General features: G+C 68.3%; 19 protein-coding genes, 1 tRNA gene and 1 pseudogene. 5 read left to right on the forward strand and 16 right to left on the reverse strand.

From position 1 onward, the window contains the following. Positions 1–85: 85 nt before the first annotated feature. Entirely contained in the window at positions 86–1,678 is a 1,593-nt protein-coding gene (locus AB0J36_RS21245) for a serine/threonine-protein kinase (RefSeq protein WP_363661025.1), read from the forward strand. Positions 1,679–1,949: 271 nt separating this feature from the next. Here AB0J36_RS21245 and AB0J36_RS21250 read toward each other — a convergent pair whose 3' ends face one another. The 11 genes from AB0J36_RS21250 to AB0J36_RS21300 form a co-directional block, all read right to left on the reverse strand. Continuing rightward, a complete protein-coding gene (locus AB0J36_RS21250; protein WP_363661026.1) occupies positions 1,950–2,861 on the reverse strand; it encodes a DUF5677 domain-containing protein in 912 nt (303 codons plus the stop codon). A 277-nt stretch (positions 2,862–3,138) separates the two neighbouring features. Then, positions 3,139–3,261: a hypothetical protein gene (locus tag AB0J36_RS21255; RefSeq protein ID WP_363661027.1), complete on the reverse strand. Its 123-nt coding sequence runs from the start codon at positions 3,259–3,261 to the stop codon at positions 3,139–3,141. Between the two features lie 270 nt (positions 3,262–3,531). Next, positions 3,532–4,239 carry a hypothetical protein gene (locus tag AB0J36_RS21260; protein ID WP_363661028.1) on the reverse strand — a complete coding sequence of 236 codons (708 nt, stop codon included), beginning with the start codon at positions 4,237–4,239 and terminating at the stop codon, positions 3,532–3,534. Positions 4,240–4,244: 5 nt separating this feature from the next. Then, the gene (locus AB0J36_RS21265; protein ID WP_363661029.1) at positions 4,245–4,616 is read right to left on the reverse strand and encodes a hypothetical protein; all 372 of its coding nucleotides are present in this window, start codon (positions 4,614–4,616) and stop codon (positions 4,245–4,247) included. A 50-nt stretch (positions 4,617–4,666) separates the two neighbouring features. Next, on the reverse strand, positions 4,667–5,464 hold the full coding sequence (locus AB0J36_RS21270; RefSeq protein ID WP_363661030.1) for a hypothetical protein: 798 nt from the start codon (positions 5,462–5,464) through the stop codon (positions 4,667–4,669). 31 nt (positions 5,465–5,495) lie between these two features. After that, positions 5,496–5,819: a hypothetical protein gene (locus AB0J36_RS21275; RefSeq protein WP_357398485.1), complete on the reverse strand. Its 324-nt coding sequence runs from the start codon at positions 5,817–5,819 to the stop codon at positions 5,496–5,498. Between the two features lie 27 nt (positions 5,820–5,846). After that, the gene (locus AB0J36_RS21280) at positions 5,847–6,629 is read right to left on the reverse strand and encodes a hypothetical protein (RefSeq protein ID WP_357398483.1); all 783 of its coding nucleotides are present in this window, start codon (positions 6,627–6,629) and stop codon (positions 5,847–5,849) included. A gap of 512 nt (positions 6,630–7,141) precedes the next feature. Further along, complete coding sequence (locus AB0J36_RS21285; RefSeq protein WP_363661031.1) at positions 7,142–8,443, reverse strand: hypothetical protein; 1,302 nt, start codon at positions 8,441–8,443, stop codon at positions 7,142–7,144. Position 8,444: 1 nt separating this feature from the next. Then, positions 8,445–9,032 carry a hypothetical protein gene (locus AB0J36_RS21290; protein WP_357398479.1) on the reverse strand — a complete coding sequence of 196 codons (588 nt, stop codon included), beginning with the start codon at positions 9,030–9,032 and terminating at the stop codon, positions 8,445–8,447. A gap of 33 nt (positions 9,033–9,065) precedes the next feature. Next, positions 9,066–10,433 (reverse strand): S8 family serine peptidase, encoded by a 1,368-nt coding sequence (locus tag AB0J36_RS21295; RefSeq protein WP_363661032.1) that lies wholly within the window; start codon positions 10,431–10,433, stop codon positions 9,066–9,068. A gap of 593 nt (positions 10,434–11,026) precedes the next feature. Beyond that, entirely contained in the window at positions 11,027–11,623 is a 597-nt protein-coding gene (locus tag AB0J36_RS21300) for a helix-turn-helix domain-containing protein (protein ID WP_363661033.1), read from the reverse strand. Positions 11,624–11,712: 89 nt separating this feature from the next. Between AB0J36_RS21300 and AB0J36_RS21305 the strand changes: the two genes are divergently transcribed. The 4 genes and pseudogenes from AB0J36_RS21305 to AB0J36_RS21320 all read left to right on the forward strand — a co-directional run. After that, entirely contained in the window at positions 11,713–11,925 is a 213-nt protein-coding gene (locus tag AB0J36_RS21305) for a helix-turn-helix domain-containing protein (RefSeq protein WP_124778304.1), read from the forward strand. Between the two features lie 42 nt (positions 11,926–11,967). Beyond that, positions 11,968–12,654 carry a DUF3800 domain-containing protein gene (locus AB0J36_RS21310; RefSeq protein WP_357398470.1) on the forward strand — a complete coding sequence of 229 codons (687 nt, stop codon included), beginning with the start codon at positions 11,968–11,970 and terminating at the stop codon, positions 12,652–12,654. Positions 12,655–12,798: 144 nt separating this feature from the next. After that, the gene (locus tag AB0J36_RS21315) at positions 12,799–13,020 is read left to right on the forward strand and encodes a helix-turn-helix domain-containing protein (protein WP_124778306.1); all 222 of its coding nucleotides are present in this window, start codon (positions 12,799–12,801) and stop codon (positions 13,018–13,020) included. 549 nt (positions 13,021–13,569) lie between these two features. Beyond that, a pseudogene (locus tag AB0J36_RS21320) lies at positions 13,570–14,670 on the forward strand (site-specific integrase); the annotation flags it as partial. A 230-nt stretch (positions 14,671–14,900) separates the two neighbouring features. Here AB0J36_RS21320 and AB0J36_RS21325 read toward each other — a convergent pair. The 5 genes from AB0J36_RS21325 to AB0J36_RS21345 all read right to left on the reverse strand — a co-directional run bounded on the left by AB0J36_RS21325 (position 14,901) and on the right by AB0J36_RS21345 (position 21,079). Continuing rightward, positions 14,901–14,977 (reverse strand) — tRNA-Ile (locus tag AB0J36_RS21325). Between the two features lie 64 nt (positions 14,978–15,041). Beyond that, positions 15,042–16,727 carry an insulinase family protein gene (locus AB0J36_RS21330; protein WP_363661034.1) on the reverse strand — a complete coding sequence of 562 codons (1,686 nt, stop codon included), beginning with the start codon at positions 16,725–16,727 and terminating at the stop codon, positions 15,042–15,044. Then, the gene (locus tag AB0J36_RS21335; protein WP_363661035.1) at positions 16,724–17,671 is read right to left on the reverse strand and encodes a hypothetical protein; all 948 of its coding nucleotides are present in this window, start codon (positions 17,669–17,671) and stop codon (positions 16,724–16,726) included. The genes AB0J36_RS21330 and AB0J36_RS21335 overlap by 4 nt, the downstream gene beginning before the upstream one ends. Positions 17,672–17,727: 56 nt before the next feature. Then, complete coding sequence (locus AB0J36_RS21340; protein ID WP_357132289.1) at positions 17,728–18,966, reverse strand: FAD-dependent oxidoreductase; 1,239 nt, start codon at positions 18,964–18,966, stop codon at positions 17,728–17,730. Further along, entirely contained in the window at positions 18,956–21,079 is a 2,124-nt protein-coding gene (locus AB0J36_RS21345; protein ID WP_357132286.1) for an MMPL family transporter, read from the reverse strand. Before AB0J36_RS21345 ends, AB0J36_RS21340 begins: the two co-directional genes overlap by 11 nt. Positions 21,080–21,562: the final 483 nt, after the last annotated feature.

Consider the following 21,562-nt stretch of genomic DNA (forward strand, 5'->3'; position numbering starts at 1 on the left):
GGGGGGGCCCCCCCCCCCCCCCGCCCCTGGACGAGTCATGGTCCAACCGGGACACTGGCCGCGCAGGGCAGCCACGGTGCGGGAGGTGACAGTGCGGGCAGAGCCGATCGCCGGCCGGTACGAGCTGGTCGACGAAATCAATTCCGGCGGGATGGGGCAGGTCTGGCGCGGCTACGACGGGGTCCTCGACCGTGAGGTCGCCATCAAGCTGATCCGCGCGGACGTCGTCGCCTCCCCCGAGCAGGCCGAGGAGTTCGCCAAGCGCTTCCGGCGCGAGGCGCGCGTCACCGCCCGCATCCAACACCACGGCGTCCCCCAGGTGTACGACGCGGTGCTCGACAGCTCCTACGACCGCGTCTACCTCGTCATGGAATACGTCCGCGGCACCTCGCTACGCGCCTACATCAACCCCCTCCGCCCGTTGCCCGTCGACTGGGCGGTCGCGGTAGCCGCGCAGATCTGCACCGTCCTCTCCCACGCCCACGCCATCCCGGTCGTTCACCGGGATCTGAAGCCCGACAACGTCCTCGTGTCCGACACCGGCGCGGTCAAGGTGCTCGACTTTGGGATCGCCGCCATCCTCCGCACCGATGTCACCCGTCTCACCGTCACCGGCAGTGTCATTGGCACGCACCACTACATGCCCCCAGAACAGATCCAGGGCGCGCAGATCACCCCGCAGAGCGATCTGTACGCCCTTGGCTGCGTGCTGCACGAGCTGCTCATCGGCAAGACGGTCTTCGACGGTGGTAACGAGTTCGAGCTGATGCAGCAGCACGTCTACGAAGCGCCAATGCCGCTGCGCAAGGTACGCCCGGAAGTACCCGAAGCTCTGGAACAGTTGGTTCTGGCGCTCACCGCCAAGGTTCCCGAGCAGCGTCCCCGGGACGCGTACGACGTCTACGAGCGGTTGCTGCCGTTCCTTCCTGAGCCGGGGCCACGCCCTTCAACGGTCGGACTCGGACCGGTCGGCGTGCCGGACCCTACGCTCCTGTACCGCCGCCCCAACCCGCCACGACCGCGACCGAAGACCCCACCTGAGGCCGGTCCGCACGACCGCCCCATCCCGCATCAGCCGCTGGCGGACGCGGTGCCGGCCACGGACCTACGGGGAGCGATCAACGGAGCGGTGTCGCACTCCAACGACCTGCTCGCCGATGAGCGCTACGCCCAGGCAGCGGAAGCGCTGCAGCAGGTTATCGAACCCGCGGCAGCCGCACTTGGCGTCGAAAACTCTCGTGTCCTTGCCCTGCGCCAGCGCCGAGCGGCCATCCTCGTCATCGGTGGCGACTTCCGTCAGGCTCTGCCGGAGTTTGATGCGCTGTATTCGGCCTTCGCGCGCACCGGAGGGCCGACCGGTGACGATGCGCTGGCTTGCCTCCGGCAGGCAGCGCACTGCCGGGCGGAGCTGGGCCAGGCCACCACGGCGCTGCGACAATTCCGGCAGGTGCTCACCCACGTTCGGGCCTCTGAGGGGGACGTGTCATCTGACGCACTGGAGCTGCGCCGCAACATCTGCAGGCTGCTGCTCTCCGAGGGCAACGTCGAGCAGGCGGTGGCCGAGTTGGTACCGCTACACGAGGATCTCTGTCTGGTCAACGGACCGGACCACGAGGAGACCCAGGAGATCGCCGATGTTCTCACCCGGCTGCGGCTCACTGGCGGCGGAGCCAGTTAGGTGAGGCGGCTGGCCAGGCTGGCGTAGGGCGAGGCGGTCTCGACGGCATCCGACCGACCGGCACGTGGTGGCACGCCCAGCGACGCGGGGGCTGACCGCGGGCAAGCGCGAAATCTGCTGATCGACCGTGACCCGCGCGCGGCTGACCACCGCTTGTCATGGATCAAGGCGACGACGCACCCGCCGCAGCGCCCGGATTAGACAGTAGGCAAGCCACATAAAAATCAGACTGCGGCAATTCTCGAAAATGAGATACGAACCTGCCGCACGATTATAGACGCCGCCCTTTTGGGCCCCATCCTTGCAGGCCAGCACCCCAAGCGATCTCGTACTCCTTCGCAATAATTAGCGGCACCTGGGGAAGTCGATTGAATTCCTCCAGCGGCTTAAGAATTTCTTCGCTGAATTCTTGGTCACCAGATTCGTCGTTCGAGGAATTCGCTAGCCAGTCTGCCGCAACGACAAACGTCCTTATTGCCAAGTCTACGAGCTGATACAGCGCGAAGTCGCTCAAATATATCCTGTGATCGGCATCCTCAACCGAAACCGTACCATCGATATCAAACCAAGTCCGACGAAACACTTCACCGGCAGAAAAATGCACGGCCCTGCTGGAGGCGGCATAGAGATAGTCATACAGTCGGACCTCACCAACTCTTGCTGCAAGCCACCTGGCCGTTGGACCACTCTTGCCGTCCCAGGCCAAGCGTTGCCTCAGTGCCGCTAGCCGTTCGCGCGCCGAATCGAGCCCCGCTTGTGTCGTTGACAGAAAGCTTGTTGGAAATCCTAGCTTGTTGAGCATGGGGTCGCCGATGTATCCACGTGCCGCCGACAAGGACCGCAATGCGTCTGAGCTAGCCAGAACCAAAAGGACGTCATTCGAATCCTTGCATTCAAGCGACGTGAGATACTTCAGCCAAAGATATTCTTCGCAAGCAGGACGGATGAAGCCGACAGCAAGATGCCCCAAAGTATCCTCGGACAATTTAATCGCAGCAAGTAGCGACTCGCGTTGACGCGCAAGCGCGACCATGCAGGCAATAAGGCGATAGTCCGCGTGAACTTCGTCCATCGATGGTGATTTGCGCCGAGTGATCGCGTCGACTAGAGGCAGAAGCCGGCGCACCACCTGAGCAATCTGGGTCGAACTGTGATCATGGAAGCGGCGCTCCTCTTCGTTCACGATATGCATGATCTCATAGATCGGCTGGACCGGCGAGGCGCGAAACTCCTTTCGGTCAGGCGTAAACAGGAAGTCTGAGCAATCCGGGCCGCCAGCCCAGTCCGAGCGTCCCCCATCGGCTACTTGTTTCATTGACCTGCGACCGTGGCCCGGCCAGGCTTCGGTCGAGGCAGGGCTCCGCAGTAGTCCTTAAATATCCGGATGATCATGAAATGCCGTGAAGGTTGAAGGCTGTGTCGGGGATGGTGTGGGCGCGGGGTGCGCTGGTGGTGTTCGCTCAGCCTGCGAGGCGGATGGTGCTGCGGACGATGTCGCGTAGGGCGGCCATGACGGCGGGGGTGTTGCGGGTGCGGATCTGGCTGGCGTCCTCGCCGAAGGTGGCGTCGCGGATCCAGTGCACGCTGTTCCAGTGTTCGCGGGCCCAGGTGGCGATCTCGGCGGGTCGGGCTCGGTGGGTGGGTAGGTCGGTGATCGCGTAGACGATCTCGGTTGCCCAGGTCTTCGTACCTGGGCGGTGGCGTTTACGGCGGATCCGCGCGGCTTGGCGGGCATGGGGGAACAGCAGATACTCACCCCTACACCGGTTCCTGCTCCGCGATCGAGATAGGAACTTTGCGGCGGCCTTCGACGCAGCTTGTGGGGTCGTCCATCGTCGCTGGGGAGGACCGCCTCACAACTTCCGCTGATCTTTCACCCTCAGCAGGGCAGCTACGCGGATCAAGGATGCGGCCAAGTTGGGGATCTGGTGCGGGCTGTCGATTCGGCCAGGCCGGTAGGTCATCAACTCTGTCTGGTGCAGGGCCCAGAGTGGCACGGTGCCAGCGAGGTGTTCGGCTCGTAAGGCAGGCCCGATAAACTGCCCCACGGCTACCGGATCGCCAGCCACCCGGTAGTGCTTGTCAAAGTTCTGGTCGCCGGTCATGGGCCCGGCGTCGCCGAACAGGACTTGACCAATTCGGGAGACGGCGGTGCGTGGCTGTACAGAGATCGCGGGATGAGGCTCGTCGAGGTGGACCACAATTACGACGTAGGGATGGCTGTGACTGGACGTGGTTGTGGTCGTGCCGCCCATTCCGTCGCCGCTGGTGGAGGTGTGGGTCTCGGTGTAGGAGTATTCGGCAACGCTGACCCGGTAGCCGCCAATCGCACCGAACAGGGCTAGGGAGACACCACGTCGATTACGGCCCGGTAGTCGGCTGCCCCAGTCGACGTTCGGTGCCGGAACGACGGTCCACCCATGCTGCATGGCCCACTGTTGGAGCACATCGCGCCGGTCTCGTTCGCGTCTGCGGGAGTACGCGATCAACCCGACGAGCAACCCCACGAGCGCGAGAGCGGGGACGCAGCCGAGCACCGCGATGACTGCTACGCCTTCCATACGAGTCAGCGGCGCCGGGCAGCAGGCAGGGACAGGGCCGCCAGGATCGGCGGCCCGAGCAGCAGGATGACCGAAGCGAGCGTGATGAGCCCGACCGTCGAGTCAGAGCTCATCAGATAGAAGATCCCCACCGCGACCAGGGCAGCCGCGCCCACCGCGGTCAAGGCGACAGAGCCCCACAACAGACCGCGGGTTGGCCCACCGCCCCGCCCGGCTGCCAGCCTCGCGTTCGCCGCGAATACGGCGAGCGAGCCCACGAGCCCGAGACCGCTCCCGGCGACGAGAGGAACCAGCACGCTGGCCGCCTGAATCGTGGCCAGGTAGGCCACAAACACCAGCAACAGGAAGTACGCGACGGCGCCCAGCCCCGCGATCACGGTCAGCGCTCTCGTCCCCCGCGGTACGCCGGTCGGCCCGCTTGTTCCTGTCATGGCCGCAGCCGCCAGTCGGTGTCGTCTGGAACCCCGGGGTCGCTGAGCGTGCCGTCTTGCAGTTTGCTGGCGGTGGAGATCGGCCAGCTCTGTCCCCCAAAGGCCCCCCATTCGGCGAGTTTGTCGCGCAGGTTGCCGTCTTGGACGGCGGTCACCCCCAGTAATGTGGCATGACCGGCAGCCAGGGCCGCCAGGAAGGCCAGGCAAGCGGCGACTCCGATTACCGGTCCGGCGGGCGCGCCAAACACGGTTGCGGTAGACCCCGCAGCTGCGATCAGGCCGCCGACCAGGGCTACCAGCGCAACGATGATCGACCCCCACCAGATGACGATGGCGGCAGCTGTCGCCGTCAGCGCGCTGTGGATGACATCGCTGAACTCTTTCTTGATAGCCAGAATGGCCTTTTGCTGCGGACCCAGGATCCGTTTGTAAGCGTCGGCGGCTGCGCCCTTCCACTCGTCCAATATGGGGGACAGGTCTGCGTCGGCTGCCCCTGCCGTGGCACTTACCGGGGCCCCGACCCGGTCTGCCCATTCATTGCCACTACTCAGCAGCGCCGGTGGCCACCCAGGCTTGCCGAGGTACTTGTCCAGTTCGCGGTAGATGTCGTTCAGCAGCCCGAGCAAACGTTCAGTTCCGCTGCGGATGCCATTGCCCACAAAGCCAGGCACCATACCGAGGATCCGGTTGACGTTGTTGACAATCTCGGTCGCCTTGTCGTGAACCCTTTTTAGTAGGCCCTCGGCCTTCGCGATCAGCTCACGGAACTCCTGCTCGCCGGGACCCGGCACCATCGCCCACCGCCCTTCTGCTCGTCGGGGATTGTCAGTAGATGCCGCGCTGGCGGTGCACCTCGTCAATCTCGTCCTGCTCGTAGCCGTCGGCCGCAGTCTTCAGCGCGGCACCGATTGCCTCAAAATTGTCGGCTCCCTGCCGTAACAGAGTCGCCACCTTTTCCTGCAGCAACCCGTACGTCTCCACCAGCCCGGTGATCGAGGCGTGCGCCGACAACTCGAAGGAGCCCAGGCTCTGCGCCGTCACCGCCGACGAGGCGGCTTGCATGACCTCGGCGTTCTGCTGCCACGTCATGCCGCCCTGCCGCAATGCCTCGATCGCGACTTCAAGCTCTTCCTTGCTCGGTGTTGCCACGTCACCCCCCGTCAATAAGTACGTCGTCTATCGGCCGTGCAGGCCCAGACGGCGGGCTAACTCCACCGGGTCGCCGGCGAGGCGTCCCAGCGCAGCTATCCGGCTGTCCGGCAACAGTCCCTGCACCGTCTGCGTGCCCGCGATTCGATAGGCCGCTTCGAACGCGTCACGCGTCTCCCGAGCGATGTTGAACTCATGTGCCCCGCGTAGCCACCGCGATTCGTAATCGACGCCGAGGACGGCCCCGTCACCGGCAACACGGACGGTGACGTGGCCACCGGTGCTGCGCCCCTCGTATGGCTGACTCTGCTGACCGGAGACTTGCCGAGCCAGCTCATCCAAGTCGGCGTCGACGCCCTCCAACATGGTCACCAGTTCCCGCAGTGCCGCCACCGTGGAAGCGCTACTTGCCTGCGTGGACAACGATTCAACCAACTCGTCGATCGACCCGTCGCTGGCACCGACCCCGATCGGCGAATCGGCCGATTCAGCAGGCGGGACTTCCTCGGCGTCCAACTGTTCCTCGAGGCTCTCGTCGAGCCGCCGCAGCCGCTCCAGCGCGGCCGCTTCGCGCGCTTCCTGCACTGCGACCGCCAACTGGGCCGCTCCACCGACGCGCTTCCAGCCCTGCGCAACGATGACATCCCGAACCAAGCCGTTGCCGTCTACCGCCACGGTGACCACGCCGCGCGAGTCGACGCCCTTGTAGCTCGCCGCCGGATCCTGGGCCTGACCCATCCGCCTTGCCAGATCATTGGCCTCGGCCTGTAACCAGCCGATATCGGACGCACCCCCGTGCTCGTCCCGCACCGCCGCACCCCCAAAGTCATGTCTCGGCGGGAGCCTAATGGACGCAACCCACCAGGTCTATCCCATCTCGACGCCACCATCATGAATCCACTTTTGTCGACCTACTGCCTGCGATGGTGATTCAGCGGCTGGTCGGGGAACATGCCTGGCGGCCGAATTTGTCATGACAGCTTCGGTAAAGGGGTTGCGACGTTTCGGGCCTTTCGAACTTTAGCGGGTTCGGTGTCGCAGGACCTTGGAGCCGCATGATCCAGCGGTAGGTACCCGTGGGTCATTGTTGATCATCCCGTTGTCGAAGCAGTTTTGCGCACAGCAAAGAGCCACGGGCACAGTCAACGAAGGGCACGCCGCGACAATTGAGTATGGTCGTCCGTCAGCCCTGAGTAGATCCCTCGCATTCGCAGGCTCATCGTCAACGCGGTCAGCCCGAAGGCCGGCACAGCCATCGTCGGACTCAGCCCTCGGACGGCCGTGCCGTCCACCGGTGTGGGTAGCGATCGTGGATGCTGGGCTTAGCGCAAGACGCCGTCCGGGCCGCCGTCGTCGTCCACACCCCAAACGTCCTCGTCTTCCTTCAGCCAACTGCTGTGCGCGGACTCCTCCTCACCGTCGGCAGGCCCGTGGCCCATCCCGGCCAGCCCGCCCCGAACGCCACCGCCGGCCGCCCGGGCGCCCGTGCTGCCGCCCCTGCCCCCGCCGGATCCACCCCGACCACCGGCACCAGCCCCGCCGCCCATCATCGGCGGCAGCACTGGGCTGACCGGGCGGCCCAGGGCACCACCGCCGGGAACCATGCCGGCCCCGTTCAGTCCCGCCGAGCCACCAGGGCCACCGCCCCCCGTGCCCAGGCCGGTCGCGCTGGGCAGGCCACCTCCACCTCCACCGAAACCGGAGCTCACGCCCGTGAGGGTGCCCGTACCCCCGCCCGCTCCGGCCAAGCGTGTGCCAGTGTCGTCGGCCCGACCGCCGGCACCGGGGTGGCTGCCGCCGTCGTAGCCGCCGCCAGGGGCATTGCCGGCGCTGCCGTCGTAGCCGCCGACGCCGGAGGAGAGGTCCGGGTGGGCGCCCGAGCCGAAACCCGCCCCGTCGAAGCCGGTGTCACCGGCCCCCAGGGAAGGTCCACCGCCAAGGCGGCCAGTTGACGACCCATCGCCGAGGCCCGGTGCCCTACCTGCACCGCCGGTGCCCGTCGTACCTTCCAGATCCACCCCGCTGTGTTCGCCCCGAGCGAGCTTGTCCGATCCGGCGCTTCCGGGAACCTCCCGCTCCCGATTCCCGTACTCGTCGCTGACCTGGTTGTAGGCCTTCCGTGCGTCCTCGGTGTTGTTGTTGAAGAACTCGCCGACCCAGTCGTTGAACTGGCCGACCTTCTCCATCGGCCAACTGCCCGCGAAGTCGGCCCGAACGCTCGCTTCGAACAGCCCTGCGTCGATGACCAGGTCACCGTTGCGGGCCGCCATCACGTCACCGACGCAGCCCTGGGGGATCGGCATTGCGGTCTGCGCCCGCTCCAGATCGCTCGCGGCGGTTTGTAGCACGGTCACGATGCTCTGCCGGCCGTTGCCCGGTTCCCGGGCACCGTCCGCGATCGCCTCGGCCTGCCTGGTCAGACCTTCCATGTGCGTGCGAAACGCCTCGTACGCCGGGCCCTTCCAGCTCTCGCCGAGGCCTCGGACGTCGGCCTCTACTAACCGTTTCACCTCGTCGATGTTGCCCAGCAACGCCTGCCAGCCCAACGCGGCGCTGGTAACGTCGGCGGGCCGACCGGCGACCAGCACCTGCCGCGCCATGTCCTCCCAGCTCAGAGCACTCACATCAGTCCCCTCTCCCCTGCTCAGACTGCCGACCCGCCGCAAAGGCCCGCTGCATCTCCTGCGCCGACATCTTGTTCGCGCCCTCGGCGTTGTCGTACTTCCGCTTCACCTCGCGTAGCGCATCGGCCGCGCTGTACAGGTCGGTGGAGAGGGCTTTCAGCGACTCCGAGGTCGTCTCGTGCAGACCGTGATGGGCGGTAGCCAGGCTCAGCGCCTTGGGAAAGCCGCCCAAGGCACCGCCTGGCTCGGCCAGCGCGGCCGCGCCACCAAGCAGATCCTTGATCTCCTCCATGTGGACGGCGAGCCGACGCAGGTAGCCGGCATGCTGCTCGAGGTTGTCAGCGGCCGCCTCCAGACGGTCCGCCTCCCACTCGGTGACGTCCCGCTGACCCGGTCCACCCACAAGCTGCGATGGCGTCGATCCCGCACCGGCACGGACGTCGTCCTGACGCAAGCCCAGGGCCGGCCCGTGCGCTGCCACCTCAGCGATAGGCCGCAGCGGGCTGCCCACCGGCATCACGTCGGCAGCGCCGGGCGGCACCCGCGTCCAAGCGTCCACCTGCGGCGGGCCGTTATTGTCGTCGCTCATCTCTGTCCTCCCCGTTGGTCGGTCAGTGGTGCGTCAGCGTTGGTGCGGGGCCGCTCCCGGCCCGGGCGGCGCGGCACCGGGCTGCCCGGGTGACGGCGCAGGCGGCTGGTATGGCGGCACCGGTTGGGCATACGGCCCGGGCTGATAGGGATGGGGATGCTGCGCAGCGCCCGGCCGCGCTGGCGGCGGACCATACCCAGGCGGCGGGACGGCCGGCGGGCCGTATCCGGGCGGTGGGAAGCCCGGACCACCCATCAGCGCCCCGAACTGCCCCGGGCCGAACGGCGGCGCGGTTCGGCGGCGACGACCCCGGCGGCGGGCGGCGACCACGGCCAACACGACCGCGCCGACCACCACGGCCAGGCACAGCACGCCCACGACCATGAGGCCGGTCTTGTTCTCAACCTTGATGGCGACGGCCGGCCGATCGTCCTCCTCGCCCTCAGGCGAGGCCGCGGCCCCATCTGACTGCGTACCGACGCCCAGCAGTGGATTAACGTCCACGGCGGGTACCGGCCGCTGCAACGCAGCCACCACATCCACCACGCCGAAGCCGAACTCCGGATCCCGACCCGGCGTCCCCGCGTCCTTGGCTGTCCGGATCAGCCGGTTGATCACATTGGCCCCGTCGAGATCCGGGTAGCGTGCCCGCACCAGGGCAACCAGCCCAGCGATGATCGCGGTCGCCTGACTAGTGCCCGAGGCAAGCGCATACCCGTTATCCTCGACCGCCGTCGGCACAGGGGCGATGATGTCGTCGCCCGGGGCGGCGAGGGCCACCTCGGATCCAGCGACCGAGGCGCGGGATAGTCCTCCCGAACGAGTTGTCGCGTTCACCGCGATCACCCCAGGCGCGTTTGCCGGGGAGTCAACCGTCCGACCGCCCTCGCCAGTCGCCGCCACGAGTACGACGTTCTTACTCAGGGCGTACTGGACCGCCTCGACGATCCGGGTGCTGGCCGGCTGCTCGAAGCCGATGGACAGGCTGATCACGTCGGCTCCGGCGTCGGCGGCCCAACGGATGTCCTGCGCTACCTCGCCGTCGTCGCCGTCGCCCTCGCTGCCACTCAGTGCGATCGGCAGCACCTTCGCCTCCGGTGCGATGCCGAGCTGCCGGTTCCGGTCGCCGCCTCGCCCCACGATCAGGCCGGCCATTGACGTGCCGTGCCCATCCTTCGTGTCCCGATCAGCCCAGCCAGTCGGTGACCCCGCCGGAACGACGCTCGCGCTGCCGGCCAACTGGCCGGCGAGTGCCGGATGCTTCGCGTCGACGCCGCTGTCGATGACGGCGACGGTCACCCCGCGACCCTTGGTAATCTCGTGGGCCTGCGGGATCTTCAGCGTGTCGAGATACCACTGCAGGCCGCGTACCGTGTCGGCGGCTCGCGCCGGTGCCTGCACGCCCATCACCCCGGACGCAACCACCGTGCCAACCATCGTTGCGGCGACGGCAGACCTCAGCACTGACCAACGACCTTCACCCCTACGCACTGCACTCCCCGAACCTTGATGACTCGCTACGCGGTGCGGCTACGGTCCGCCTTGCCAGACCGGCGCCGCGACGGACAAATCGTCTCAGCCACACACCTCGGCATTGCTCATCTCGGTGGAGACCTCGGTGCGCATGGCCCGCACTTCGCTCACGACGGTGTGCAAAGTCCTTGCTTCGACCTCGAACGCCATGCTTCACACCCTTCCGTCATGTTGAGGGGGCGGCAGCTGCCGCCCCCTCCCCCGCAGCAAGGCCAACAACTCACCGACGGTGTTCCACATGAGACGCTAGCGGAGCGCGTTAAGATCTCGCCACCCTGTGTGACTGTCGGTGCCGACGCCGCTGGGGGCGTCGTCCGCGGCAGCACCGAACGAGTACCCCCGACGAGCTACGCCAGGGCATACAGCTACTGGTAGCGTCGGCGGCGCGGACCTGTCCCGCGCTTGCGGATCGGCAGGTCCGCCGCGCTTGTCCCGCCGTCGTGCCCTCCCGCCACGCGTAGCTACCCCAGCCGGTTCAGGAATTCGTCGATTTTTGCCACGAGCTCGGCTGGGTCCGTGCCGGAGACGACAGCCTCACGGATCTCACCCAGCACGCCTCGGACCTGTTGGCGGGTTTTGCGCCGGATCTCCTCGCTGTCGGCGAAGAATGCGTCGAAGGCCACCTGAGCCTTCGACAGGAACTCCTCGCGGAGCTCCGGCGCTACCGAGTGATCGTCGTCGTTGAGCAGCTTGGCCGCCGCGCGATAGCGAGTCTCGTCGACCCCGTCGAGGGGTTCCTGGCCGAGGACCCAACGGCGGAACCGGCCAGGGTCCGCCGTAACGCCGGGGACGACCTGCACCTGGCCGCCTTCGGCCATCAGCAGCGCTGCGGGCGGCACATCCAGGATGTAGGCGAAGCGGATCAGCTCATCGACAGTTGGCTCGGTCTGGCGCCGCCCTGCCTCGATATTCATCAACACCGTCGCGGACATCGTTGGGTCGCCGAACCTCTCGGCCGCCTCAGTCGCGTTCAGCTTCCGTCGGCGCCGCACCTCGCGCAGCCGGCGTCGGACGATCTCACCCGGCATTGCATCCGCTGCAGCCTCGGAACTTGTCATGTTCGTAAGTTTTACTCGCTCACTTGACAACTAGCAAGTCGTTGATCAAGGGTTGCTTGCCGCCAGAACAACTTTACGAAAGGGAAGTTATGGATTCGGTAAGCGACTTCGAGGCAGTAGACCGCCGGACGAGGCTGTGGAGCCATCAGGAGGCGGCCACCTACCTCGGCATCACCCAGCAAACCCTGCACTTCATCAACCACAAGGGCAGGGGACCGAAGTCGTACAAGGTCGGGCGGTACCGACGCTATCGCCAACGCGACATCGACGACTGGCTAGAGACCCGCCGCATCGGCTCCTAGTAAGCCTCCTCACCCCTGAGCCCTCGTACACGGAGCCCTCTCATGCCAACCACCTGCAACTTCGCCCTCTTCTACGTCGACGACTCCGGCAGCGAAGCCAGCGGCTACACGTCATACAGCTGGATAGCGGTCGACCCAGCTCGTTGGAGCGAGGCGGACAAGCGGTGGCTCGGGTTCCGCTCCCAGACCTATCGCCGTCACGGGATCCCAGCCTCAGTGCGGCTCCACGCGACTGACCTTGCCGGTGGTCGCGGTCACCCGTCGGTGGATCCGACGTGGAAGCGAAGCGACGGGCTCGTGGTCATCCGCGAAGGGCTGCGGGCAATTGCCGCCCTACCAGGCATTGGAGTCGGGACGGTCTACCGCCGGACAAGTGCCCGGGGTAGCAGCTTCCACAACAACAAGCTGGACCTCTACGGACGCCTGGTGGAGATCCTTAACCGGGACCTCGACGTACGCGACAGCTTCGGGATGATCGTCATGGACGGCGATGGCAGCAACCTTGCCTACGCCCGCAGCCATCGCGCGCTCACCACTGGTGGTCGGCGGCTGATCGAGGACCCGCACTTCCGGCACGCGAGCGTCAGTCAGTGGGTCCAGATCGCCGACTTCGCCGCGTGGAGCGCCTACCACTCGCTCCGCCCGACGAACCGGCGAACGACACCGTCAACGTGGTACGCCGACATTCTCGGCCACCTGGATGTCAACGGTGGACCGGTCGAGGCATGACCAGCGGTGTATCAAGCACAGCGCGGGCGCGGACGATGCGTCATTGAATACGCCCGCAACCCCATCCGCACCTGCTGGACCTTCGCCTCCCGCGCAGCCGCCCCGCAGACCGCATGAGCGTTGAAACCCCTCAGGAGACATGCAATGAACAGCACCATTGAGAACCCATGGACCGTCGAAGCGGTCCGCGCTCTCGGCCTGACGACGGATGTGGAAACAGCCGGAGCGATCCTCGGTATCGGGCGGAGCAAGGCGTACGCCCTCGCGAAGCGCGGACAGTTCCCGGCGCGGCTGCTCCGCGTCGGACGAAGCTACGTCGTACCCGTACCGGGCATCCTCGAACTACTCGGCGTCCCGGTCGTCTGACCTCAGCATCCACGGGGGTGCATGCCGTCCGGAAAGCACGTCATCGACCAGGAGAGCAACGATCCCCGAAGCGCTGAGATCAGGCCGCATCCCCACAAGGCGGTCGAGCTCACCGCGGGTAAGCCTGATCTTGACCTGTTGCTCGCGCCTCTCCTCGCCTGGGAGCGCCGGCAATCCCTGAGCGGCCTCGACTGCTCGACGTCGTCGCATAGCTCGCCTTCCATAGACCATCCGAGGGAAGCGGTACCATTATAGGTACCACTTCCCTCGCTCTCTTAAGGAGGAACCTTGAGAGGATCAGTATTTCGTCGCTGTGCCTGTCGGGATCCGGAGACCGGCAAGCAGTACGGGCAATCCTGCCCGAAGCTCGGCCAGCGCCGACACGGCACCTGGGGCGTCCGTCAGGAGTTGCCGCCAGATGCCGCCGGCTGCCGGCGAACCCTCCGCCGGTCCGGCTTCGCGTCAGCCACCCAGGCTCACACGGAATTGGATGCGATTCGGGCCCTGTTGGCCGTGCCCGAGGCCGACGATCTTGACGGTCGCCAGCGGATGGGCGACCTGCTAGAAAGCGTTGCCTCCGAGCGGGGACCGCTGCCAGACCTGGATGAGACGCGTCGCAAATTCCGCAGCGGCCAGTCGTTGACCGTCCGCATCACCGTCGGTGAGTGGCTCGACACGTGGCTTGCTGGCCGGAAGATTCGGCGCAATACCGTCGAACGGTATGGACGGGATATCCGGATCCATCTCAAGCCGCGCATCGGTAACGTCCGCCTTGACCGGCTACGCGTGTCTCACCTGACCGAGATGTTCAACGCGATCGTCGAGCGGAACATCGAGATCGAGGAAGCGAACGCCCTACGGCGGGCCGCGACCGAGGAGCTGAGGACGTTTACGGGACGTGAGCGTCGCCGCGCGGCTCGTGACGCCATCGCAGAGATGCCACCGTTCCGCCGCACCACTGGGCCCTCGACGCGACGGCACATCAAGGCGACGCTGCGAGCCGCCCTGAACGACGCCATCACGCAGGAGCTGATCTCCTTCAACCCGGCCGCCCATGTGGAGCTCGACCCGGTTCGCCGGCCGAAGGCGCTCGTCTGGACGGACGAGCGCGTCGCGCGTTGGCGGGCTACCGGCGAACGGCCGTCCCCGGTGATGGTGTGGACCCCTGCGCAGACGGGCTCGTTCCTCGACTTCATCGCTGACGACGAGCTGTACGCGCTCTTCCACCTGATCACATTCCGCGGCCTGCGCAGGGGCGAGTCGTGCGGCCTACGACCGGAAGACCTGGACCTCAAGGGCAGGACCCTCACCGTTGCCACGCAACTCGTCGAGATCCGCGGGGAGATCGAGGAGAGCGAGCCCAAGAGCGAGGCGGGCAACCGCATCGTCGCCCTCGATGCCGCCAGCATCAAAGTGATCAAACGGCACCTCAAGCGACAGCAGAAGGCCCGGGACGAAGCCGGTGGGGCGTGGGTGGAAAGCGGACGCCTCTTCTGCCGTCCGACCGGCGGGTGGATCGAGCCCGACTGGCTGTCCGACCATTTCGATCGGCTGGTACGCAAGGCCGCCTTGCCGCCGATCCGCCTTCACGACCTTCGCCACGGCGCTGCCACGATCGCGCTCGCGGCGGGCACCGAGATGAAGGTGGTTCAGGACATGCTGGGCCACTCGTCAATCTCGCTGACGTCCGACACCTACACCTCGGTCCTACCGGAACTGGCACGCGACGCGGCCGAAGCTGCCGCCCGTCTGGTGCCCCGTCAGGGCGACAAGCGTCCTGTCGGGCTCACCTCGGGCTCACAGCTGCCATCTTCATCGAAGTCGACGAATGAGAAAGATCGCAAGAAGAGCAAGAAGAAGCAGGTCAAGCCCCTTCCTGATGGTGGGGCGGGCGGGACTCGAACCCGCGACCGAGGGATTATGAGTCCCCTGCTCTAACCGGCTGAGCTACCGCCCCGGAACCGCGCGGATCTTATCCCGCCCGGTGGATCACGGGCCAGCGCCGATGCGGCCCCGTCCCATCACCGCCGCCGTCGCCACAGCAGCACGATGGGCAACGCGAGGATAACAGTGAGCAGCCAGCCTGCCACGACGACGCCCCAGAGCCACTCTTCGCCCGGCTCGGTGCCGGCGGCGACCATGACGTACGTCACCAGCAGGCTCACGGCGCCCGCCACGAGAACGGCGACGCCGCTGACCACGATCATCGCGACCTCCCACCAGGGGCGGTCGCCGGGCGCGCGGGCCGGCTTCTCCGGCGCGGAGGGCTGCGGGATCTCGTCCGGCGTACGTGCCGGCATGCTGATGTGCCGGTCGGCCGGCACCTGGGCGTCGATGACCGGGAGCGCCGCCGGGTGCAGGTGGAACATCGTCGGCTCGATGTGCAGCACGATGGCGTCCGCGCCGATCAGTTGCCGTGCTCCGTCGGGCCAGGTGAGCATGGCGGCGCAGTCGGCGTAGCGGACGGTCAGCGGCTTGTCGCTCTGGAGCAGGGTCACCCCGTCGACGCCGATCCGCAGGGCGGCGTTGCCCTCCTTCGCCGAGTAGCCGGTGCCTTCCAGGATCTCCGTCGAGTGGGTGGGCGCGGCGACGAAGCCGGCCCAGTCGGCGGTGAGCCCTCGCGGCACCATGAGCAGCGCGGAGCCCATCACCTCGCCGGCGACCTCGTGCAGGTCGGCGAGGTTGATGGCCTTCAACTCGGCCCGGTGCTCGTCGATGGTGAGGTTGGGTTCCCCGGTGAGCACGTTCAGGGCGTACCCGGGAAGTCGCGCGGCATCGACCTCGGCGGTGCCGAGCAGGTCCTCGCGCTTGGCCACGGTGGCGTCCAGGTCGGCCTGCTCGATCCGGCCTACCCGCAGCTTGGCGAGCACGTCGACGAAGCCGCCGAGAACGGCGTCCTGCTTCTCCGCCAGCGCGTCGGCGAGCGCCCGCAGCGTGGCGTTGCCGTCGCCGCGCGGGTCGTACCCGGTGGTGGCGGTGTAGGAGAGACCGGATTCCTGGCGCAGCGACCGGTACAGCTCCCGTTCCAGCACGCCGGCGAAGACGGCCGCGGCGGCGCTGCGCCGCACCACGGCGTCGAGCACCACGGCTCGGGCGCCGTGCACGAAGTACGCGGGGGTCTGCGGCAGCGCCGACGAGACCGCCGGGACCGGCTGGCGTACCCCGGTCGGCAGCGGCAGCCGGAGCCCGGCGGGCACCCGGTCGCCGCAGATCCACAGCACCGCGTTCTCCCGGGTGAACCAGCGGGCCGTCCACTCGCGCAGGTCGTCGGCGGTCAGCGCGCCCAGGCCCCACTCCGGGTAGCTGCTGAGCCCGAAGTCGCGGGCCCCGTGCCGCCACAGCGGGATGTCGTCGATCGCGGCGGCGCCCCGGCTGCTCCACTCGGTGCGCAGGATGTCCTTCTCGACGTCGAGTCGCGCGAGCGGCAGGTCGGACAGGTGCCCGCAGACGGCGGTCAGGAACGCCGCGATGTCGGTCTCGGAGCCCTGCGTGTGGAACATGGTGAACGCTGGCGCGGTCACGCCGTTGACGTGGTAGTCGGCCAGGCCGAGCGGCGCGAGCGCGAGGTGCTCGATGAGGTGGGTGGTGCCGGCGCGGGCGAGGGTCTCGTCGGCGGTGCCGACCCGGAAGGTCAGCCCGGCGCGCATCGGTCCACCGGTGGGGGCGAGCAGCGTGGGCACCCCGTCCACGTTCAGGTGCTGGATCACGACTGGCCACCCTTCGCGTACGCCTTCGCGCGGTACTTCGTGTAGCCCTCGGCGTCGTCCGCGTACGTCCAGGGGAATTCCGAGCCGAGGTTGCCGAGCGCTCTGAACTGGCTGGCCGCCGCGGACCACTGCTCGGTGAGGCTGAACACCAGCGCGAACGACGAGCGGACCCAGACCCAGCCGGGCCGGTCGACGAAGTCCGGGTGCAGCACGGACCGCTGCCCGGCCTGCATGATCTCGTCCACGACGGGGGCGCTGCGCACGTACGCGGCGCGTTCCCGCTCGGTGTCGAAGTCGAGCCAGCGTTCCAGGTGCGCCTCGGCGAGCACCACGGCGTTGGGCGCGCCGACGGGCGCGGTCTGCGCGCACTCGCGGGCGAAGGCGAAGGCGCGGTCCCAGTCGCCGCTCCACTTCGGGCAGAGCTGCTGAAGCAGCGTCGCCTGGGCGGGCGCGTGGTGGGGGTAGTGCTGGGCGAGTCGGTCGTAGCGGCGACGCGCCTCGTTCTGGCCCAGTTGCAGACCTCGGGCGATGGTGATGCGCTGGGTCCAGGCGGCCGCGTCGTCGGGGTGCCGGGCGGTGACGTCGATGAGCACCCGCTCGGCGCGACGCAGATGGTCGTGGAACTGGTCGAACTGCTCCCGGCTGACGTACCGGGCCCGGTAGCCGCTGCGGATCCGCCAGCCGGCGCGGATGAGGTGGTTGCCGAGCAGGGTCCCGGCGAGCGGGTCGGTGGGGTCCGCGTCGTACACCTGGCGTAGGAACGGCTCGGTCCCGGGCTTGTCGCCGGCCGCGGCGACGAGCAGCGTGCGGCCGTCCGGGTCGCGGTCCGCGAACACCGCCCGCACCGCGGGCCAGTCGGCGGCGTCGAGCGCCTTGTGCAGGTCGCTGACCTCGGGGTACGCGTCGGCGACGTCGAAGGTGGGCGCCGGGAGGGTGGCGGGCATGGCGGCGATCATAGGTGATCAACTACGGCTGCGGTGTCCCCTTTCGAGGCGCGAGGTCAGCCGGCGCGCAGGGCCTCGAGGACCGCGCCGGCGGCACGCCAACCGCTGGCGAGAGCGCCCTGGATCGACGGGCTGTCCCGGTGGTCACCGGCCACGAACAGCCCCTGCCCGAGCGCGACCGGCTTGCGCAGCCGTCCCTGCGGGGGTGGGGCGGCGGGCAGCGCGTCCGGTACGGACACGGTGGTGAGGTGCGTCCAGTCGGCGGTGGATCGTCCGTACAGCCGGGTCAACTCGGCCCGGATGGTCGGTTCGGGCGGGGCCGTCGGGCCGACCACCGAGGTGGCCACGAGGTGCCGGCCGGCCGGGGCGTAGGTCGGCACGGCGTTGCTGAGCACCACCGTGTTCGCCACGATCTCCCGACGGTCACCGTCGACAAGCAGGATCGGCTCGCGAAGCGGCGGTTCGGGAGCGCTGTGGTAGTACGTCGTGTAGCTGTGCATCCGTACCCTCGTCAGAGCCGGCAGCAGCGCGGCCGCGGCGGGCGGGTCGACGGCGACCACGACGGCCCGGCAGCTGATGTCGCCGGCCTGCGTGCGGACCAGGCCGGGCGCGACCTGCGCTACCGGCGTGTCCAGGTCGAGCAGGTCGACCGGGAGCGGCTCGGCGATGGCCCGGGGCAGCGCGGCCATCCCCTCGGCGGGCAGGCCGATGCGCCCCCGGGCGAACGAGCGCAGCACCATCGCGAACACGTGGCTGGAGGTCGCCAACTCCCGGTCGATGAACACACCGGACAGGAACGGCCGCAGCAACTCCTCGATGATCGCGTCGGAGAGACCGGCCCGGCGCAGCGCCGTCTCCGTGGTGGTCTCCGACGCGGCGAGCAGGCGGGACGCCGGCAGGGTGGCGGCGCCGGTGGCGAGCGCGGCGAAGCGGATCCGGTCGAGCAACGAACCGACGCCGGCGAGGGCGGTACGCGGGCCGCCGGTCGGCTCGCGCAGCGGGTTGACCAGCCGCAGCAGGTCGTCGCCCCGACGGACCAGCACGCCGGAGGTGAAGTATCCGAGGTTCAGGCGGTCCGTGTCGAGCAGCGTGCCGAGCTTCGGGTAGGCGGTGTTGAGCACCTGGAAACCGCGGTCGATCAGGTACCCGTCGACGACGTCGGTGGCGACCCGACCCCCCAGCCGGCCACCCGCCTCCAGCAGCCGCCAGGGCACGCCCGCGCGGTGCAGCCGGCGGGCGGCGGCGAGACCCGCCAGGCCACCGCCGACGACCACCACGTCGGTCTCAGCCAGCATCGCGCGCCTCCCGCTCGCCGTTCGTCCGGGACAACCGGCCCGGCCACCAGATCTTCGGCCCGATGTCGTACGCGAGCGCGGGCACCAGCAGCGACCGGACGATGATCGTGTCGATCAGTACCCCGATCGCGACCGCCGTACCCAACTCGACGAGCACCACCAGCGGCAGGACGGCGAGGGCGGAGAACGTCGCCGCGAGCACGATGCCGGCGGACGTGATCACCCCGCCGGTGACCGAGAGACCGGCGAGCACACCGGCCCGGGTACCCCGCTTGACCGACTCCTCGCGCACCCGGCTCGTCAGGAAGATGTTGTAGTCGATGCCGAGCGCGACCAGGAAGACGAACGCGAACAGCGGAAACGACGAGTCCACGCCAGGAAAGCCGAAGACGTGGCGGAACAGCAGCGCGCACAGGCCGAGGGTGGCCGCGAAGCTGAGCAGCACCGTGCCGATGAGCAGCAGCGGCGCGAGGAGGGCACGCAGCAGCAGGGCCAGGATCACCGCGATGACCACCAGCACCACCGGGATGATGACGTTCTGGTCGCGCTTCGCGGCGTCCGAGGTGTCCACGTTGATCGCGGTGAAGCCGCCCACCACGGCGTCCGCGTCGGGCACCCGGTGTACGGCCTCCCGCAGGTCACGGATGGTCCGCTCGGCACCGTCACTGTCCGGTGGGTCGGTCAGGGTCGCCTCCAGTTGCACCCGACCGTCGACGACCTTCGGGGCGGCGTTGCCGTCCGGCGGCCCGCCCTGCTGGCCGCCGCTGAACGGGCGGACGGCAGCCACCCCGGGCACACCCTGCGCTACTGCGGCCACCCGCTGCGCGGACTGCTCGGTGGTGAAGATGGCCGCCGGGCTGCCGGTACCGGCCGGGTAGTGCCGGGCGATCACCTCCTGACCGTCCACCGAGTCGGTGCGCTGAGTGAACAGGTCGGACTGACCGAGAATGGTCGCGCCGAGCTGGGTGAGGCCGAGCGTGAGCACCGCCAGCACGACAGCCGTGCTCAACCAGATCGGGCGGGCGTGCCGGGCCACGAAGCCGGCGATCCGGCTCCAGATGCCATGCTCGGCCTGCGGGTCGGCCTGGTCCACCCGGGGACGCCGGGGCCAGAACGCCCACCGACCGCCCAGCACCAGCAGCGCGGGCAGGAAGGTGAGCATCACCAGCAGCGTGGCGGCGATGCCGATGGCGGCGACCGGGCCGAGCGCCCGGTTGGAGTTCAGGCTGGACAGCAGCAGGCACAGCAGGCTGACGATGACCGTGCCGCCGGACGCGATGATGGCCGGCGCGGCACCCCGCCACGCGGCACGCATCGCGCCCCACGGCCGGTCGTGCCGGTGCAACTCCTCCCGATAACGGGCGATCAGCAGCAGCGCGTAGTCGGTGCCCGCGCCGAAGACCAGCACGGTGAGGATGCCCTGCGCCTGCCCGTTGAGCTTGACGATGTCGGCGTCGGCGAGCAGGTAGACGAAGACCGCGGCGAGGGCGTACGACATCCCCGCGGCGAGCAGGGGGAAGACCCACAGGACCGGGCTGCGGTAGACGATCAGCAGGATAACCAGCACCACGACAAGCGTGACGAGCAGCAGCGGCCCGTCGATGGCGGAGAACACCTCGATCAGGTCGGCGAGCAGACCGGCCGGGCCCGCGACGTCCACGGTGAGCCCGTCCCGGTCGCCCCCGGCGATGTCGCGCACCTGTCGGACGACCGCGCCGATCTGCTCACCCTCGGCATCGTCCACCGGCACGACGACCTGTAATGCCTGACCGTCCTCGCTGGGAATCGGCGGCGGCAGCGGAGTGACGACGCCCGGCACCCGGGCGAAGCGGGCCGCGTCGGCGGCGACCCGCTGCCGGTCGGCGTCGGTGATCCCCGACGACCGCTCGTAGACGACCAGCGCCGGAGTGGTCTGCCGGTCGACGAACCCACCGGCGAGATCCTGGGCGCGGGTCGCCTCGGCGTCGGTGGGCAGGAAGGCGGCATTGTCGTTGGTGGAGACCTCACCAAGCCGCCCGGCGTACGGGCCGGCCACCGCGCCGATCACCAACCAGGCCAGCACGACCACCACCGCGACCAGCGTGGCCCGGCCGAAGCCCCGTCGTCCGGACATTCGCGCTCACTCCAAGAATCGACGCATAAATCGACGCAGCGGGAGTCTAAGTCGACATCGCCATCCTGCCGGGCCCACGAGCCCCAAGCGGGCCGAACCTCTCATTCCGTGCTCTCGTGCTCTCGTGCCCCGCGCCCCCGCGCCCCGCGCCGTCGTGCCCCGCGCCGTCGTGCCCCGCGCCGTCGTGCCCCGCGCCCCGCGCCCCGCGCCCCGCGCCCCGCGCCCCGCGCCCCGCGCCCCGCGCCCAAGATCCTCACAACTTCCCCGATGCTGCTGCCTCCGCCACGCGGGAAACAGCAACATCGGTGAAGTTGCTGCCCCGAACGCCGACCTCCTGCCCCACACACCCGCGCGCCTCCGCGCTTGCCGGCATGATCACGTCGATCTTGCGCTTTCGGTTGTCGAAAGGCGCGCTACATCCCGATATGCCACCGCACCAAGTGCAAGATCGGCGCGCAGGGGTGGGCCGCGAGGCCGAGGCAG

The sequence above is a fragment of the Micromonospora sp. NPDC049662 genome (assembly GCF_040675055.1).
GTDB lineage: Bacteria > Actinomycetota > Actinomycetes > Mycobacteriales > Micromonosporaceae > Micromonospora.